This window comes from Secundilactobacillus odoratitofui DSM 19909 = JCM 15043, assembly GCF_001434895.1.
Classification (GTDB): Bacteria; Bacillota; Bacilli; order Lactobacillales; family Lactobacillaceae; genus Secundilactobacillus; species Secundilactobacillus odoratitofui.
The window spans coordinates 248,611-264,878 of the sequence record NZ_AZEE01000030.1 but is presented as its reverse complement, the minus strand read 5'-3'; the positions used below and the strand labels follow the sequence as shown (position 1 = coordinate 264,878).

Below are 16,268 nucleotides of genomic sequence, written 5' to 3'. Positions count from 1 at the left end.
TACCACTTTGCGCGTAGCGCTTAGTGGTACTGGACGTTTCTGAGACTCGGGTTTTTCGAGGCTCAGAAACGAGACGGAAAACGCGAAGCGGTTGAAGTCGGTCCCACAGCTACCCACCAAAAAAAGGGCTGGCGGCCGAAGGCGGCATACTAGCTCATCATTTCGCTAATAGATACGCAAAAAAATGGATGACCAAGTGTGGTCATCCATTTTTTGTAACATCCTAATTTCAAGCACTACTGTTCCAAATACTCCTTGGTAGCAGCCACAATCTCTTGTAACCCCTTCTTGGCATCAGAGAAGAACATCGCTGACTTGTCATTAGAGAACAACTCGTTTTGAATACCAGCGTACCCAGTACTCATCGACCGTTTGATAATTACGATGGACTTCGATTTATCAACGTCCAAAATCGGCATCCCAGTAATCGCGGTGTTTGGTTTCCGCGCAGCTGGGTTGGTGACGTCATTGGCACCAATGACCAGTGACACGTCGGTATTTTCAAACATGGCGTTGGCTTCTTCCAACTGCTTCATTTGATCGTACGGCACGTTGACTTCGGCCAACAGCACGTTCATGTGACCAGGCATCCGTCCAGCCACAGGGTGAATGGCGTAGTTGACGTTGATACCGTTATCGGTCAACAACTTGGCCAGTTCGGCGACTTCGTGTTGTGCTTGCGCAGCTGCTAACCCGTAGCCTGGCACAATCATCACGTTCTTAGCGTAGGCTAACTGCACACCAATATCATCGGCGGTAGTTTCCTTCACGTTAACTGGCACATCATCGGCTGCTGTGGCACCAAAGTCACCAGTCCCGAACCCACCGGCTAAAATGTTAGCTACGGATCGGTTCATGGCAGCGGCCATCTGCAGTGTCAAAATCGTCCCGGCCGCCCCAACGAGGGCCCCGGCGATGATGAGAACTTGATTATCGATGACAAACCCAGCCATGGCAACCGCTAACCCAGTGAAGGCGTTCAAGAGCGATACCACAACAGGCATATCCGCCCCACCGATTGGCATAGCCATCAGTAAACCGAAAACTAATCCGGCCACGATAGTCATGATGAGGATCCAAGGTGCGGTTGGGAAACCAACCGTTAAGACAATGCTGGCTAACATCACGATAATCACGATGCCGTTTAGTAATTTGGCACCTGGGAACGTGATTGGCTTACCCGAGATTTTACCGGATAGTTTGCCAGTGGCAATCAGCGACCCTGAGAAGGTCACGCAACCAATCAACAGATCCAAGATAACTGGCAGTGAAAAGGCTAATGCCAAATGACTGCCAGTTGGTTGAGTAAGGTAGTCGTAGATCCCGATGGCAGCGGCAGCGCCACCACCCACGGCGTTAAACAAACTCACCAGTTGTGGCATGTCAGTCATTTGGACGGTCCGGGCCTTCACAGCACCATAGGCCACCCCAATGACTAAGCCAACCAACATAATGATCCAGCCCGTCATAGAGGTTTCGTGTTTAACCAAGACCACGATGAAGGTCATGATCACGGCGAGCAGCATCCCAACTGCCGAGAGCCGGTTACCGTTCCGAGCAGTTTTAGGCGTCCGCATCATGTGCAAGCCAATCACGTAGCAAGCCGCACTCACAAGGTACGAAAGTGACACGATGGTAGTTAATGGCGACATCATTTTGCATCACCATCCTTTTCTGCATCCGTGTTTGCGCGCTTGGGTTTCGAGAACATGGTCAGCATCCGGTCAGTGACCACGTAACCACCAGCCACGTTAATAGCACCAAGCACGACAGCGATAAAGGCAATCACGTCAAATAGTGGGCCTTTGGCTTCCAGGGCAATCAGGATACTACCGACAACGACCACCCCGTGAATGGCGTTAGCGCCTGACATCATTGGCGTGTGCAAAGTTGATGGAATTTTACTGATAACTTCAAACCCGACTAATAAACTTAAAACAAAAATAGCTAAATTCGTGTATAATTCCTGACTCATATTACTCCGCCTCCCCTTGTGCTGGTGCTTCTGGTTTCGGCAATTCCGGTAAGTTCAACGCTTGCCGCAACCGAGCGTTAATGATTTCGCCGTTGGTAGTGGCGGTCAACCCTTCAAACACGTCATCCGTTGGGTCAATCTGCAACCCATCGTCAGTCATCAGCGCAGTAATTACCGCCTGCACGTTTTTAGCGTACAACTGTGACGCTGAGTGTGGCAATTCACTGGCTAAGTTGCTGGCCCCGATCACCATTGCTTTATTTGGTGTGGTGATCGTCTCATACGGTTGACTACCGGCCACGTTACCACCTAGGTCACTGGCAGCTAAATCAACGAAAACGGCACCTGGTTTGGCAGCCGATACGCTGGCTTCTGGGACCAACAGCGGTGGCTTACGGCCTGGTACTTGCGCCGTTGTAATCACAATGTCATTGTCGGCAATGAAACCAGCTAATTCGTCTTGTTGCGCCTGTTGTTCTTCGGCCGTTAACGAACGCGCGTAGCCACCAGACCCGGCAGCTGACACTGAACTAGTCAAGAACGTGGCCCCCAAGGATTCAACTTCACCCTTCGAAGCTGGCCGTACGTCGTAACCAGAGACAACGGCACCTAACCGCTTAGCCGTCCCAATCGCCTGCAACCCGGCAACCCCGGTCCCAAGTACGAGCACCTTGGCTGGCTTAACCGTCCCAGCGGCGGTGATCATCATTGGGAAATACTTTGGGTAGTGATCACTGGCAACCAGTGCTGCCTTGTAGCCGGCAACACTAGATTGAGAACTGAGCACATCCATCGTTTGCGCCCGACTGATCGTTCGTGGCAGCAGCTCAAATGAAAGAGCGCTTACATTTTGCTGTGCTAATTGCTGAATCTTCTCCGGTTCAACCAACGCACTTAATAATCCTAATAGAATTTGACCCGACTTCAACTGCCCAAGGGTTTCATCATCTGGTCGGTTCACCACTGCCACCAAGTTAGCTTGACTTAAAGCAGTCTGCCGATCAACAATTTTGGCCCCTGCAGCCACATAGGCGTCATCCGCGTAGAACGCAGATTCACCAGCACCGGCTTCCACCAACACAGAAACATCCTGTTTCACCAGGCGCTTGGTCACGTCTGGGTCAATGGCAACCCGTTGCTCATGTGCTTGCGTTTCTTTTAACACTGCAACAATCACACTCATGTTATAGCCTTCCTTCAATTCAATATTAACCACGCACGTGACACCGTGTTGATATCACGCTGTGGTCGCCCATCCTGTTGAAACTAAAGTAACTCTGAACCCAGTTCCAGTTTAGCACATTTTGTGGTGCGCTTATGTGCAATTGTTGCACAGAGTTTGGAATGTGGGTGAATTTTGATGATGTGAGTTACTTGGTTTGTTGGCGATGGTTGATTTGACGCGGTTGGTCACCTCTTTTAATTGCACTAAGTCATTTTATAAAATGTACACCTATTATTATACTTCAAATTTAGTTTGACGACTAGTGCTGAAATTTAAGCACAAAAAAACACCCGCCAAACGGCAAGTGTTTTTGCAAACGATAAGCAATAATCTTAACGCTTTGAGAATTGACCAGCCTTACGAGCTTTCTTAAGACCTGGCTTCTTCCGTTCTTTCATACGTGCATCACGAGTCAAAAGACCGGCACGCTTAAGTGGTCCACGGAAATCTGGATCTACTTCGAGTAAGGCACGGGCGATACCGTGACGAACTGCACCAGATTGGCCTGAGAAACCACCACCGTTAACGTTGGCGATAACATCATAGTTACCAAGCGTTTCCGTTACGTTGAATGGTTGAACAACCACTTCACGCAAGTTAGGGAATGGAATGTAGTCTTCAATTGCTTTGTCATTCATAGTGATCTTACCAGTACCTGGTACTAAACGTACGCGGGCAACTGAGTTTTTACGACGGCCTGTGCCGCGATATTGTACTTGAGCCAATATAATTTCCTCCTTAAATTAGGTTAGTGATGTCCAAAACTTCAGGCTTTTGAGCAGCATTGTCATGTTGATCGCCAGCATAAACGTGAAGCTTCAAGCCGACCTTGTGACCTAATGAAGTATGAGGAAGCATACCTTTGACAGAAGTTTCAATCAACTTTTCTGGGTCATTTGCACGAAAATCACCAGCAGTGCGTTGCTTTAAACCGCCTGGGTGGTTCGTATGGTGGTAATAGATCTTCCGTGAAGCCTTCTTACCCGTTAAAGCAACCTTAGCTGCATTGATCACGATAACGTGATCACCTGTATCTACATTTGGGGTGAACGTTGGCTTGTTCTTTCCACGTAAGATGTTAGCGACAGCTGATGAGAGACGTCCCAAAGGAACATCAGTTGCATCAACCACGTACCACTTGCGATCCACGTCACCTGGTTTAGCCATATATGTTGTACGCACGATTAATTTCCTCCAATTTCAGTGTTTGTTTGACATCCAATAACAAGTTTCCGGGGCTTATCGTGGGGCAAACAATACCAATTAACATAGTACAAATTTCTGGCCCCTAAGTCAAGGGGTAATCCCACTTTTATCTCAATTATCGCTGCCGTTTCGGTAACTTGGTTGGGTGCTCAGGATCATCGCCCTCGTAGTAAACGTGCTTGAGGTACAGACCACTGGCCGGTACCGTTCGACGGGCTGCACGACGGTCATTGATTCGGTAAAGGTTTTGAATGTCATCTACCGGCCGTGTGCCGGCACCAATTTCAACTAGCACCCCGACCATGATACGAACCTGGTTATACAAAAAACCGTTGCCGTAAAACTCAAAGACGAGCTCATTATTAGCTTCATCTAAACGACAGCCAGCTTCATAGATCGTCCGGTAATTCGTCCGCGCAGACGAACCTGACGCCACGAAACTGGTAAAATCATGCTCGCCCACTAAGTCTTGCGCGGCTTGATTGATTCGGTCCACGTCCACCGGAAACTTCCAGTGACCCGTGTAATTGCGTTTAAATGGATTGCGAAACTCCCCCAAATCCATCCGGTACACATAACGTTTACCAGACACATCATAACGGGCATGGAAGTCGTCACTGACAATTTTAACCTTCAGGACTTCCATATCGACAGGCAACATGCTATTTAAACCCTTACGCATGTTCTCTTCAGTCAAATTAAACGGCATATCAAAGTGAACGACCTGGCCTAACGCATGTACGCCAGCATCCGTCCGACCCGACCCATAGATCACGATTGCAGGGGTCGGATTCTTAGCCATCTTATTGACGACACGGGTCAGCTCACTTTCGACCGTCCGCATCTTGGGCTGTCGTTGAAACCCGGCAAAATTAGTGCCATCGTAGGCCAAAGTAATTTTATATCTCAACTTATAATTCTCCTCAACTCATATAACGAATGACGATTACGGCACTCAGACTGATCACGAACACAATGAAACTGATCGTATCAGCGCGCTGCCATTTTAATTGACGGTACTTAGTCCGCTGTTCACCGTCTTGATAGCCTCGTGCTTCCATGGCCGTTGAAATATCCACAGCCCGGTTGAAGGCGTTCACGAATAATGGAATCAAAATCGGTACGATCGTCTTAATTCGCTGTCGTAACCCACCCGCGCCAAAGTCAACACCCCGCGAGCGTTGCGCATTCATGATTTTTTCAGCTTCATCCATCAAAGTTGGCACAAATCGCAGTGCCAGGGACAACATGAGTGCCAACGTTGCCACGGGAAAGTGCAGCTTCCGCAACGGGCTCAGTAATGATTCAATCCCATCTGCGATTGCCAACGGCTGCGTTGAAAAGGTCAAGATTGTCGATATCAAAATGATCAAAACAAACCGCATCAAAATTAAGCCAGCACTTGTCAGCCCGTTATGCGTGACCGACAACCAACCCCACTGCCAATAAACGTGACCGCCAGCACCGAAGAACACTTGAATCAAGACGGTAAAGATCATTAACCAAAACAGCGGGATCAAACCACGCAAAAAGACGCCAATTGGAATTGCCGTTGCTAACACCGAGACCAATAGCAAAGCCGTCATAACTAGGTACGTCCAAAAGTTATTGGCAAAAAACACCACCCCAATGTACATGAAGCTCATGACTAATTTTGCACGTGGGTCCAGCTTATGGACCCAGGAATGACCAGGAATGTAACGGCCAAACATAAACTTATCCATGGTCGTGACCCTCCTTTGATAGCTGTGGCAATAGCTGGTCAGCCAATTCGTCTTCCGTTAATGGCATGGGGTCGAAGGTGAACCCAGCTTTTATTAATTGATTAGCAAAACGCGTGGCTGAAGGCAGTCCTAACTGATAACTTTCCAGCCAATCAGCGTCGCTAAAAATAGCCCGGGGCGTCCCCTGCTTAACCATTTCGCCATGTGCCATGACAATCACGTGGTCCGCGTAGTTGGCGACGTCGTCCATTTGGTGGGTGATCAGGACAATCGTTAAGTCCTGTTCGCTTTGCAGCTGCGTCACCAGCTGCATGATCTCCAAACGGCCCCTGGGGTCTAAGCCAGCGGTTGGTTCGTCGAGCACTAACACCTCTGGTTCCAGCGCTAACACCCCGGCAATCGCTACTCGGCGCATCTGGCCACCTGATAAATCAAACGGTGAGCGCTTGAGCAACGATTCGTCTAAGCCCACCAACAGTGCCATCTTTTTTGCCAGTGTCATGGCTTCATCTGTTGGTACACCGAAGTTTTGAGGACCAAAAGCAATGTCTTTGAGAACTGTCTCTTCAAAAAGTTGGTTTTCTGGAAATTGAAACACAATGCCCACTTTCTTACGCAACGGTTTTAAATGCTTGTTTTTAGTGGTTGCATCAATCGTACGGTCACCAATCGTCACCGTACCGCTACTGGGTTTAAGCAGCGCGTTCAGGTGTTGGATCAGCGTTGACTTACCGCTACCTGTTTGGCCGATCACCGCAGTAAACGAACCGGGTTTTATGTTTAAATTAATGTCGCGCAAAGCTTGGACCGCATAGGGAGAGCCTGCTTGGTACCAATAATCTACTTCGTTGAACGTAATGTCCGTAGCCAATCGACTAAGCTCCCTTCATCTTGATACGTTGCGGGCACATCCAGCCCACGGGTTGAGAGTGCCAATTTTAATTTTTCCGAAAAAGGCACGTCTAAGCCCATTTCGATCAATGCACTGCCATGACTAAAGATACTGTTTGGGTCATCTTCTTCAATGAAGTGACCATCATCGATCACCAAAATCCGATCAGCGCTGGCGGCCTCATCAATATCGTGGGTGATCGACAGTACCGTGAGATTCAGTTCGTCCTTTAGACGCTTAATGGTCTGCAAAATTTCGCGGCGACCACGGGGATCTAACATACTGGTTGCTTCATCTAAAATGAGAATTTTAGGTGCAATCGCAATCACACCAGCCAACGCAACCCGCTGTTTTTGACCACCGGACAAATTAGCCGGCTCACGCTGCTGATAATCTAGCATATCGACCTGTTTTAAGGCATAGGTTACCCGTTCTTGCATCGTTTCACGATCCACTTGACGGTTCTCCATGCCAAAGGCCACGTCGTCCGCCACAGTTGCACCGACAAACTGGTTATCAGGATTTTGGAAGACCATGCCCACCTTTTCCCTAATTTGCCAAACGGTCTGTTCACTGAGCTCCTGGCCGTCAATGGTGATAACCCCTTCTTGCGCCGGCATCAAGCCAATAAGCAGCTTGGCTAACGTACTCTTACCAGAACCGTTATGTCCAACGATTGCGACCCAGTCGCCGGCCTGAATGTCGAAGCTCACATCGTCAACGGCCAAGGTGTCGCTATTATGGTATTTATAAGATAAATTTTTAACTTGAATAATGGCCATTCGCGTAATTCTCCAATTAAAATAAATTCACACGTCATTATAACAAATCTAGCCCTTAGAATGACAATTTCACAAATATTTTTTGCAATATCACGGTTATTTATTAGACTTTGCTCAGTCATCTAGCCTATAATTATGTTAGTGGGAGAACGTTTACAATATTTTATTTTTAGGAGGCCTATCAATGGCAAAAAATATCGTTGTCGTTGGTGCGGGATTCGCAGGGGTGCTAGCTACGAAGAAACTCGCCAAACGATTCAAATCTAATTCTGATGTTACGATTACTTTAGTTGATCGTCACTCGTATTTCACATACTTGACCCAACTTCACGAAGTTGCTACTGAGCGTGTTCAACCAGACGCAGTTCAATATGATTTACAGCACTTATTCAATCATGCGTCTAACGTTAAGTTGGTAACTGACACGGTGACCCAAGTTGATAAAGACAATAAGACGGTGGTCGGCGAAAACGGTAGCTATCCTTATGATAGCTTACTGATCAGTATGGGTGGGGAACCAAACGACTTCGGCACACCGGGTGTTAAGGAAAACGGCTTTACGCTTTGGTCAATGGAAGACGCCATTCGCCTTCGTGATCACATTAAAGACGTCATCCGCCGTGGTGCCGTTGAGACCGATCCAGAAAAGCGGGCTGCGCTCTTAACCTTAGTTGTCTGTGGCTCCGGTTTTACCGGTGCCGAAACCATTGGTGAATTAATTGATTTCCGTCAGGTATTAGCAAAGGAAAACCGCATCGACCCAGACGAAATCAAAGTGATCTTAGTGGAAGCCGCACCAACCATTATTAACATGCTTGATCGGACGAACGCTGCTCACGCAGAAAAGTACATCAAGGATAATGGCATCGAGATTCGCACTTCTTCAATGATCACATCCGTTAACCCTGATTCAGTTGAAATCAAGGAACAAGATCCAATCAAGACCAACACCTTGGTTTGGACCGCTGGTGTTAAGACCAACCATACCGCCGATGAATTTGGTATCGAAGCTGGTCGTGGTGGCCGATTGATCACCAACAAGTACTTGCAAGCGCAAGGCTTTGAAGATCAAAGTATCTACGTTGCCGGTGACGACGCCAACGCAACTGAAGAAGGTGCTGAACGTGCCGTTCCTCAAACGGCGCAAGAAGCTGAATTTGAGGCCTACGTCGTTGCTAACAACATGGCTGAAGACATTAATGGCACAAGTAACTACCAAGCCTTCACGGACAAGAATATGGGCTTCATGGTTTCATTTGGTTACCGTTATGGGATTGCCCAAGTCTTCGGTGGCAAACGCGTGCGTGGCTGGTTCGCCACTGCCATGAAGCATGGTGGTAACCTGCTTTACTTCACCCGAATTCGTTCTGGGTATGCCATTCAAAAATACCTCCGCGATGAAATTTTCAAGACTGCTAATAAGCGAACGGTGCTTGGTAGCAACACCGCTACTAACACCAACGTACTGTGGACCTTACCACTCCGTTTATTCTTCGGCCTTGCACTATTCATCGATGGGATGAGTAACATGGGTGGTACTGCTGGTTTCATGACAACCTTGTCACCTGCCATGGGGACGGTTGAAGTGATTCTTGGCGCCTTAATTTTCTTTGGCTTGGCAACTTGGTGTGCCAACTTCTTAGTCATCTTGGGCTTCTTATTCCTGGTCCACACTTGGCCGGCTAGTTGGATACTATTCGTCGCTTTCGCCTTACTCAACGGCTCTGGTCGAACATTTGGCTTAGACGTTTGGTTCGTGCCGTGGTTACAACGAACTTGGAGCAAATCACGTTATGGTACGCCACGTTCGATTTATCGTCAGAAATAATCAAACTCACATTCAATAAACCTAAAAACAGCACTTCGATGCCATATTGGACGTCGAAGTGCTGTTTTATTAACTCTGATGGCATCAGCAAAAGCATCAACTCGAATTTAAGACACAAAAAAATCACTACCAAGTAAATAGTGCACGACTCGCGCCGCATTCAAGCTAGACTTGAAAACCTTCATCATCATAACGCTTTATACTATAAACTTGGTGTGATTCTATTGCGATCAGCAATAGAGCTGATCACGATTACTGATTGAAATTAATCAACAAGTTGTAAAATAACCATTTGTGCGCCATCGCCACGACGAGGCATGGTCTTTAAGATACGTGTGTAACCACCGTTACGGTCAGCGTACTTAGGAGCAACTTCACTGAATAACTTTTGTAATGCAGTTGAGATTTGGACAGTGTCGCCATCTTCCTTAACATCAGCAACTACGTCACGAAGGAATGCAGCGGCTTGACGACGGGCGTGCAAGTCACCACGCTTACCTAAGCTGATCATTTTGTCAGTAGTAGAACGTACTTCTTTAGCACGGGCTTCAGTGGTCTTGATTTGGCCATGAATCAATAATTCAGTGGTTAAATCCCGAAGTAAGGCCCGACGTTGTGAACTTGTTCGTTGCAATTTACGGTAACTCATTAGTAGATACCCTCCTTTGTTTAATTAATCTTCTTTACGAAGTGATAACCCAAGATCGTTAAGCTTAGCCTTAACTTCTTCCAATGACTTACGGCCCAAGTTACGAACCTTCATCATGTCGGCTTCCGTCTTGTTGGTCAACTCTTGAACAGTGTTGATCCCGGCACGCTTAAGACAGTTGTATGACCGAACTGATAAATCAAGTTCTTCGATGGTCATTTCAAGCATCTTTTCCTTATGGGTTTCTTCTTTTTCAACCATGATTTCAGCGTTCTTAGCTTCGTCAGTTAAATCAACGAACATTGCTAAGTGTTCCGTTAAAATCTTGGCAGCGAGACTGATTGACTCACTTGGCGTAATCGAACTATCAGTCCAAACATCCAAAGTTAGTTTATCATAGTCATCTCTTTGACCAACTCGCGTGTTTTCCACCTGATAGTTAACACGTTCGATTGGGGTATAAATAGAGTCAATAGGCAAAACGCCAATTGGCATATCTTCCTTAGCCTTGTTCCGGTCAGCGGAAACGTAGCCGCGACCCTTATTTGCAGTCATTCGCATATGGAAGGTTGCACCTTCAGCGACAGTCGCAATATAAAGATCAGGATTGAGGATGGTAACATCGCTGTCCGCGGTAATGTCACCAGCCGTCACTTGAGCAGGTCCCTTAACATCGATCTCCATTGATTCGATCTCATCGTCGGGTCCTTCAAGTTTTAACGAAATCTTCTTGGTATTCAAGATGATTTGAGTGACGTCTTCCACGACGCCTTCAATAGTTGAAAACTCGTGCAAAACACCATCAATTTGAATACTTGTGACAGCAGCACCAGGTAACGATGAAAGCAGAATTCGTCTTAAAGAATTCCCCAACGTGGTTCCATAACCTCGTTCGAGCGGTTCAACGACAAATTTGCCATAATCGTCGCTTTCTTCAATTTTGTGAATGTTAGGCTTTTCGAATTCGATCATTCTTATCTTTTACCCCTTTCAAAACGCGTTGAGCCATATAAATAAGTCCCATCATGTAGTACTCGCATGTCCACTAAAACGGGATACACTATACTCGACGGCGCTTCGGAGGACGAGAACCATTATGAGGAACTGGAGTTACGTCCCGAATGGCAGTTACTTCAAGACCAGTTGCTTGTAAAGCACGGATTGCGGCTTCACGGCCAGAACCTGGGCCCTTAACAGCAACTTCAACAGTCTTCATGCCATGTTCCATTGAGCCTTTAGCAGCAGCTTCAGCAGCCATTTGTGCGGCAAATGGTGTTGACTTACGACTACCCTTAAAACCTAATGAACCAGCTGATGACCAAGCAATAGCGTTACCTTGCATGTCAGTAATCATGACCAGAGTGTTGTTAAATGTTGAGTGAATATGAGCAACACCAGACTCGATATTCTTCTTTACGCGGCGTTTGCGCGAAGTTTTTCTAGTTGCCATAAAACGTCATAACCTCCTTTTAAATGATTATTTCTTCTTACCAGCAATCGCAGTAGCTTTACCTTTACGAGTGCGGGCGTTGTTCTTCGTGTGTTGACCGCGAACAGGCAAACCACGACGGTGACGCATACCACGGTATGAACCGATTTCTTGAAGACGCTTGATGTTCAAGCTTACTTCACGACGTAAGTCACCTTCGACTTGATAGTTGTCAACGGCTGCACGGATCTTATCTTCGTCATCAGGGGTTAAATCACGAACGCGAACGTCTGGTGATACGCCTGTTTCTTCGATGATCTTTTGTGCGGTTGTGTTACCAATTCCGAAAATGTAAGTTAAGCCAATGACAATACGCTTGTCACGTGGCAAGTCAACTCCAGCAATACGAGCCATTAAGTTGCACCTCCAATATTATTATGAATTATTTACCTTGACGTTGTTTGTGCTTAGGGTTAGCTGAGCAAATTACCATTACTCGACCCTTACGCTTGATTACTTTACAGTGATCGCACATTTTTTTAACAGATGGTCTTACTTTCATGGGAATCTAAACCTCCTATTGTCTTAATGCAAACCAAAAAGCCGTTTACTTAAACCGATAAGTGATTCGGCCCTTGGTTAAATCATACGGCGACATCTCAACAGTGACACGGTCTCCAGGTAAAATTCGAATGTAGTGCATCCGAATCTTACCAGAAACGTGTGCCAAAATCTCATGACCGTTTTCTAGTTCGACCCGAAACATTGCGTTGGGCAGTGTTTCAGTGACTTTACCTTCAACTTCGATGACATCTTTTGCCACGAATGTACCCCCTTGAGTGATTATTGACTATGATTAATTATTGCCCGGACTGCCCCAATTGTAATTGAGGCTAACCTGAGTTAGTTTACCACACCATAACCTGTGAAGCAAGGACTTCCATACGCTAGAGGACATTTAGGCAAGTTGACTAAGAATAGCTTTGATATCATCGTAAACATCGTTGATATCACGATCGCCGTCAACCGTATGAAGAACACCCTTTTGTTGGTAAAAATCAACGAGTGGTGTATTCATCTTCAAGTTAACATCTAAACGATTCTTAACCGTTTCCGGTTTGTCATCTTCACGCTGGTAAAAATCATGACCGCCGCAAACATCACAAGTGCCTGGAACCTTCGTTGGGTTATAAACCTTGTGATAGGTCGCACCGCATGTCCGACAAATATATCGGCCAGATAGCCGTTCAATCAATACTTCAGGTTCAACGTGGATGTTGATCACAGCATCCACATTACGATCCAGTTCGGCACCAAATTGATCGAGCGCTTCAGCCTGATCAATGGTTCTTGGATAACCGTCTAGCATGTAGCCCTTCGCAACATCGTCTTGAGCCAAACGCTCTTTGACGATCCCGTTTGTGACTTCATCAGGAACTAACTCACCTTTATCGATGAACTTCTTTGCTTCCAATCCCATCTTGGTTTCATTCTTCATGGCTTCACGGAAAATGTCACCAGTTGAGATATGTTGGATATCAAAGTCTTCAACGATTTTTTGTGCTTGGGTTCCCTTACCTGCACCAGGTAAGCCCATTAAAATTAAATTCATTGACATTTCGTTACCTCCTAGCAGTCTTGTAAATGACAAGAAGGTGTGCTGAACCAGGTCACCACACCATTACTCGTCTCATTCAGTTGGACGGGTATCTTGGATGAAACCAACGTAAGTCCGCTTCATCATCAACCCTTCAATCTGTTGAATCGTTTGAATAGCGACACCAACAACAATAAGTAAACTAGTACCACCAAGTCCAATTGATTCATCCAAATTCCAAACGTTTTGAGCAACTAGTGGAATCAATGCAACCAACCCTAAGAATAATGCACCGACCGTACTCAAACGCATCAATAAGTTTGAAACGTAAACTTGAGTTTCATGACCGGGCCAGACGCCTGGGATATAACTCCCTTGCTTCTGTAAATTCTCAGATAATTTTTGAGGGTTAACCTGAACAAACGCATAGAAGAACGTGAACAGCACAATCAAAATGGTGTATAAGATTGTCCCGCCAGTTGATTGCATGTTGAAGATATTGGTCATGACTTGATACCAAGTATCTTCTGAGTGGTTATTCGCGAACGCCATCAAGATGGTTTGTGGCGTTGCAATAAACGAACTCGCAAAAATAACTGGAATAACTCCAGCGACGTTAACCTTTAATGGTAGATAACTACTATCAGGATCGCCAGAAACACGACGCGTATATTGGATTGGAATCTTACGATCAGCCTGTTGAACCCACGTCACAAACGTCACGATGATCAACACGATAATCAACAGTCCAACCACAATCAGAGCACCTTGCCACCAGTCGGATTTTGTCAGGTTCTGCAAATAGTTTTGGTACAACATTTGCAAGCCCGTAGGCATTCTGGCAATAATCCCGGCGAAGATAATCATTGACACACCGTTTCCTAAACCGTGATCAGTAATCATATCACCCATCCAAGTGGTTAACATGGTTCCACCAGTCAACACAAGCCCAATCATCGCATACGTCTTAAAACCTGGGTTTTGAACCAAATTCAAACTACTCAAGGTATTAAACCCTGCCGTAATCCCAATCGATTGCACAAACGCCAAGATAATCGTTAAGTACCGTGTGTGTTGATTCAACTTCCGTCGACCAACTTCCCCTTGCTTACTCCATTCTACATATCGAGGTACGATATCCATCTGTAGAAGTTGGATCACAATTTGTGCGGTGATGTAAGGCGAAACCCCCATCGCGAAGATAGAGTAGTTAGTTAAGCCACCACCACTGAACATGTTTAAAATGCTAACCAATCCTGAAGACGCAACGCTTTGTAATGCCTTCGCATTAACTCCTGGCACAGTAATGTAGGAGCCAATCCGGAAGACAACCAAAACCATCAGTGTAAAGAGAATCTTATTTCGAATGTCTTTAACTTTAAACGCGTTTTTCATGGTCGAAAGCATTAAATCACCTCAGTTTTACCGCCTGCAGCTTCGATTGCGGCGCTAGCACTAGCAGAAAACTTGTGTGCTTTAACCGTAAGCTTCTTTGAGATTTCTCCGTTACCTAATACTTTGATACCGTCTTTTTCGTTTTTAACGATGCCGGCTTCAACCAATGCTACAGGTGTTACTTCTGCACCATCTTCGAAACGATCATTAAGCGTTGAAAGGTTAACTAAAGCATATTCCTTGCGGTTAATGTTAGTAAACCCACGCTTTGGAATCCGACGGTAAAGTGGCATCTGGCCACCTTCGAAACCAAGACGGGTCTTGCTACGAGCCTTTTGACCCTTTTGGCCACGACCTGATGTCTTACCGTTACCAGCAGAACGACCACGGCCTTTACGTGAACGCGTAAAACGTGATCCTTCAGATGGTTGTAATTCGTTCAACTTCATGAATGAAGGCACCTCCTTATTTAGTAATTACTTTACTTCTTCAACTTTGATCAAGTGGGCGATTTGGAACAATGCACCACGAGTAGCAGCGTTGTCCGGACGAACAACAGAGCTATTAACCTTCTTTAAGCCAAGGGCTTCAACGATTTTACGTTGTTTAGGAAGACGGTGGGCAACACTGTGGATCAAAGTAACTTTTAAATCAGCCATGTTGAGCTCCTCCTATTCAGCTAAGTGTTGAACTGAAACACCACGTAAATCAGCAACCTCTTCAGCACGCTTGAGTTGTTTCAAACCTTCAAACGTAGCACGGATGGCGTTGATTGGTGTATCAGAGCCAAGACGCTTACTAGTGACGTCAGCAACGCCAGCTAATTCCATGACGGCACGAACGGCGCCACCAGCAGCAACCCCAGAACCTTCAGCAGCAGGCTTCAAAAGAATCCGGCCACCATCGTAAGTTCCGATGATTTCATGTGGAATAGTAGTACCAACGATTGGCACTTCAATTAAGTTCTTGCGAGCAGCTTCAACAGCCTTACGGATGGCTTCTGGAACTTCTTGCGCTTTACCAGTACCAAAACCAACGTGACCATTGTGATCACCAACTACAACAAGGGCTGCAAAACGGAGACGACGGCCACCTTTTACAACTTTGGTAATCCGGTTGATCGCAACAACGTTGTCTTCAAGATCCAACTTTTCAGGATCGATAAACTTTGCCATTAGTGGTTATTCCTCCTTTTTTAGAATTGCAAGCCGTTTTCACGAGCTGCTTCTGCCAATGCTTGCACACGGCCGTGGTATAAGTAACCGCCACGATCAAAAACAACTTCGGAAATCTTCTTGGCAGCAGCACGTTCTGCAACAAGCTTACCAACTAAAGTGGCTTGTTCAGTCTTGTTACCTGCTGCTACTTCACTATCTAATGTCGAGGCACTGACCAGCGTCACACCCGCTACGTCATCAATTACTTGAGCGTAGATGTTTTTGTTTGAACGGAAAACATTTAAGCGTGGGCGCTCTGCAGTACCAGAAATCTTGTTCCGGACACGCATATGACGCTTTTGACGTGTCTTGTTCTTATCTGGTTTCGAAATCAAAATAGTCACCTCTT

General features: G+C 46.2%; 22 protein-coding genes. 1 reads left to right on the top strand and 21 read right to left on the bottom strand.

The features are described from left to right. Window positions 1–236 precede the first annotated feature (236 nt). From FD04_RS11530 to FD04_RS11490, 9 genes are all read right to left on the bottom strand, one after another. Complete coding sequence (locus FD04_RS11530) at window positions 237–1,652, bottom strand: NAD(P)(+) transhydrogenase (Re/Si-specific) subunit beta (RefSeq protein ID WP_056949085.1); 1,416 nt, start codon at window positions 1,650–1,652, stop codon at window positions 237–239. After that, window positions 1,652–1,975 carry an NAD(P) transhydrogenase subunit alpha part 2 gene (locus tag FD04_RS11525; protein WP_054700953.1) on the bottom strand — a complete coding sequence of 108 codons (324 nt, stop codon included), beginning with the start codon at window positions 1,973–1,975 and terminating at the stop codon, window positions 1,652–1,654. Before FD04_RS11525 ends, FD04_RS11530 begins: the two co-directional genes overlap by 1 nt. 1 nt (window position 1,976) lies before the next feature. Continuing rightward, entirely contained in the window at window positions 1,977–3,158 is a 1,182-nt protein-coding gene (locus FD04_RS11520; RefSeq protein WP_054700976.1) for an NAD(P) transhydrogenase subunit alpha, read from the bottom strand. 374 nt (window positions 3,159–3,532) lie between these two features. Beyond that, window positions 3,533–3,925: a 30S ribosomal protein S9 gene (gene rpsI, locus FD04_RS11515; protein WP_054700949.1), complete on the bottom strand. Its 393-nt coding sequence runs from the start codon at window positions 3,923–3,925 to the stop codon at window positions 3,533–3,535. Window positions 3,926–3,938: 13 nt separating this feature from the next. Continuing rightward, on the bottom strand, window positions 3,939–4,382 hold the full coding sequence (gene rplM, locus FD04_RS11510) for a 50S ribosomal protein L13 (protein ID WP_054700946.1): 444 nt from the start codon (window positions 4,380–4,382) through the stop codon (window positions 3,939–3,941). 139 nt (window positions 4,383–4,521) lie between these two features. Further along, window positions 4,522–5,316 (bottom strand): tRNA pseudouridine(38-40) synthase TruA, encoded by a 795-nt coding sequence (gene truA, locus FD04_RS11505; protein WP_056948934.1) that lies wholly within the window; start codon window positions 5,314–5,316, stop codon window positions 4,522–4,524. A 13-nt stretch (window positions 5,317–5,329) separates the two neighbouring features. Further along, window positions 5,330–6,130, bottom strand: coding sequence for an energy-coupling factor transporter transmembrane component T family protein (locus FD04_RS11500; RefSeq protein ID WP_056948933.1), 801 nt, complete (start codon window positions 6,128–6,130; stop codon window positions 5,330–5,332). Then, window positions 6,123–7,001, bottom strand: coding sequence for an energy-coupling factor ABC transporter ATP-binding protein (locus tag FD04_RS11495; protein ID WP_056948932.1), 879 nt, complete (start codon window positions 6,999–7,001; stop codon window positions 6,123–6,125). Before FD04_RS11495 ends, FD04_RS11500 begins: the two co-directional genes overlap by 8 nt. Beyond that, window positions 6,971–7,804 carry an energy-coupling factor ABC transporter ATP-binding protein gene (locus FD04_RS11490; protein WP_054700942.1) on the bottom strand — a complete coding sequence of 278 codons (834 nt, stop codon included), beginning with the start codon at window positions 7,802–7,804 and terminating at the stop codon, window positions 6,971–6,973. The genes FD04_RS11495 and FD04_RS11490 overlap by 31 nt, the downstream gene beginning before the upstream one ends. A gap of 184 nt (window positions 7,805–7,988) precedes the next feature. On the opposite strand from FD04_RS11490, the gene FD04_RS11485 reads away from it, so the two are divergent. Beyond that, a complete protein-coding gene (locus FD04_RS11485; protein WP_056948931.1) occupies window positions 7,989–9,632 on the top strand; it encodes an NAD(P)/FAD-dependent oxidoreductase in 1,644 nt (547 codons plus the stop codon). Window positions 9,633–9,897: 265 nt separating this feature from the next. Here the strand turns inward: FD04_RS11485 and rplQ are convergent, their stop codons facing one another. The 12 genes from rplQ to rplR form a co-directional block, all read right to left on the bottom strand. After that, the gene (gene rplQ / locus FD04_RS11480; protein WP_054700939.1) at window positions 9,898–10,281 is read right to left on the bottom strand and encodes a 50S ribosomal protein L17; all 384 of its coding nucleotides are present in this window, start codon (window positions 10,279–10,281) and stop codon (window positions 9,898–9,900) included. A gap of 24 nt (window positions 10,282–10,305) precedes the next feature. Beyond that, entirely contained in the window at window positions 10,306–11,253 is a 948-nt protein-coding gene (locus FD04_RS11475) for a DNA-directed RNA polymerase subunit alpha (protein ID WP_054700936.1), read from the bottom strand. Between the two features lie 88 nt (window positions 11,254–11,341). Further along, window positions 11,342–11,731, bottom strand: coding sequence for a 30S ribosomal protein S11 (gene rpsK, locus FD04_RS11470; protein WP_054700933.1), 390 nt, complete (start codon window positions 11,729–11,731; stop codon window positions 11,342–11,344). Between the two features lie 27 nt (window positions 11,732–11,758). Then, a complete protein-coding gene (gene rpsM, locus FD04_RS11465; RefSeq protein ID WP_054700931.1) occupies window positions 11,759–12,124 on the bottom strand; it encodes a 30S ribosomal protein S13 in 366 nt (121 codons plus the stop codon). 28 nt (window positions 12,125–12,152) lie between these two features. Further along, window positions 12,153–12,272: a 50S ribosomal protein L36 gene (gene rpmJ / locus FD04_RS12380; protein ID WP_054709090.1), complete on the bottom strand. Its 120-nt coding sequence runs from the start codon at window positions 12,270–12,272 to the stop codon at window positions 12,153–12,155. Between the two features lie 45 nt (window positions 12,273–12,317). Then, the gene (infA, locus tag FD04_RS11460; protein WP_010619611.1) at window positions 12,318–12,533 is read right to left on the bottom strand and encodes a translation initiation factor IF-1; all 216 of its coding nucleotides are present in this window, start codon (window positions 12,531–12,533) and stop codon (window positions 12,318–12,320) included. A 135-nt stretch (window positions 12,534–12,668) separates the two neighbouring features. Further along, window positions 12,669–13,328, bottom strand: coding sequence for an adenylate kinase (locus FD04_RS11455; protein WP_056948930.1), 660 nt, complete (start codon window positions 13,326–13,328; stop codon window positions 12,669–12,671). A 72-nt stretch (window positions 13,329–13,400) separates the two neighbouring features. Then, window positions 13,401–14,714 (bottom strand): preprotein translocase subunit SecY, encoded by a 1,314-nt coding sequence (gene secY, locus FD04_RS11450; RefSeq protein WP_054700928.1) that lies wholly within the window; start codon window positions 14,712–14,714, stop codon window positions 13,401–13,403. After that, on the bottom strand, window positions 14,714–15,151 hold the full coding sequence (gene rplO, locus FD04_RS11445; RefSeq protein ID WP_054700925.1) for a 50S ribosomal protein L15: 438 nt from the start codon (window positions 15,149–15,151) through the stop codon (window positions 14,714–14,716). Before rplO ends, secY begins: the two co-directional genes overlap by 1 nt. Before the next feature lie 27 nt (window positions 15,152–15,178). Further along, entirely contained in the window at window positions 15,179–15,361 is a 183-nt protein-coding gene (rpmD, locus tag FD04_RS11440) for a 50S ribosomal protein L30 (RefSeq protein ID WP_054653959.1), read from the bottom strand. Window positions 15,362–15,373: 12 nt separating this feature from the next. Continuing rightward, on the bottom strand, window positions 15,374–15,877 hold the full coding sequence (rpsE, locus tag FD04_RS11435; RefSeq protein WP_054700922.1) for a 30S ribosomal protein S5: 504 nt from the start codon (window positions 15,875–15,877) through the stop codon (window positions 15,374–15,376). Between the two features lie 20 nt (window positions 15,878–15,897). Continuing rightward, window positions 15,898–16,263 carry a 50S ribosomal protein L18 gene (gene rplR / locus FD04_RS11430; RefSeq protein ID WP_054700919.1) on the bottom strand — a complete coding sequence of 122 codons (366 nt, stop codon included), beginning with the start codon at window positions 16,261–16,263 and terminating at the stop codon, window positions 15,898–15,900. Between the last annotated feature and the right edge of the window lie 5 nt (window positions 16,264–16,268).

Bases quoted from the DNA above. Each gene is read 5' to 3' on its own strand.
- FD04_RS11525 (WP_054700953.1), bottom strand. From the start codon at position 1,975: ATGAGTCAGGAATTATACACGAATTTAGCTATTTTTGTTTTAAGTTTA.
- FD04_RS11530 (WP_056949085.1), bottom strand. From the start codon at position 1,652: ATGTCGCCATTAACTACCATCGTGTCACTTTCGTACCTTGTGAGTGCG.
- rplQ (WP_054700939.1), bottom strand. From the start codon at position 10,281: ATGAGTTACCGTAAATTGCAACGAACAAGTTCACAACGTCGGGCCTTA.
- FD04_RS11455 (WP_056948930.1), bottom strand. From the start codon at position 13,328: ATGTCAATGAATTTAATTTTAATGGGCTTACCTGGTGCAGGTAAGGGA.
- rplO (WP_054700925.1), bottom strand. From the start codon at position 15,151: ATGAAGTTGAACGAATTACAACCATCTGAAGGATCACGTTTTACGCGT.
- secY (WP_054700928.1), bottom strand. From the start codon at position 14,714: ATGCTTTCGACCATGAAAAACGCGTTTAAAGTTAAAGACATTCGAAAT.
- rpsK (WP_054700933.1), bottom strand. From the start codon at position 11,731: ATGGCAACTAGAAAAACTTCGCGCAAACGCCGCGTAAAGAAGAATATC.
- rpsM (WP_054700931.1), bottom strand. From the start codon at position 12,124: ATGGCTCGTATTGCTGGAGTTGACTTGCCACGTGACAAGCGTATTGTC.
- FD04_RS11485 (WP_056948931.1), top strand. From the start codon at position 7,989: ATGGCAAAAAATATCGTTGTCGTTGGTGCGGGATTCGCAGGGGTGCTA.
- FD04_RS11500 (WP_056948933.1), bottom strand. From the start codon at position 6,130: ATGGATAAGTTTATGTTTGGCCGTTACATTCCTGGTCATTCCTGGGTC.
- FD04_RS11490 (WP_054700942.1), bottom strand. From the start codon at position 7,804: ATGGCCATTATTCAAGTTAAAAATTTATCTTATAAATACCATAATAGC.
- rpmJ (WP_054709090.1), bottom strand. From the start codon at position 12,272: ATGAAAGTAAGACCATCTGTTAAAAAAATGTGCGATCACTGTAAAGTA.
- rpmD (WP_054653959.1), bottom strand. From the start codon at position 15,361: ATGGCTGATTTAAAAGTTACTTTGATCCACAGTGTTGCCCACCGTCTT.
- rpsE (WP_054700922.1), bottom strand. From the start codon at position 15,877: ATGGCAAAGTTTATCGATCCTGAAAAGTTGGATCTTGAAGACAACGTT.
- FD04_RS11475 (WP_054700936.1), bottom strand. From the start codon at position 11,253: ATGATCGAATTCGAAAAGCCTAACATTCACAAAATTGAAGAAAGCGAC.
- FD04_RS11520 (WP_054700976.1), bottom strand. From the start codon at position 3,158: ATGAGTGTGATTGTTGCAGTGTTAAAAGAAACGCAAGCACATGAGCAA.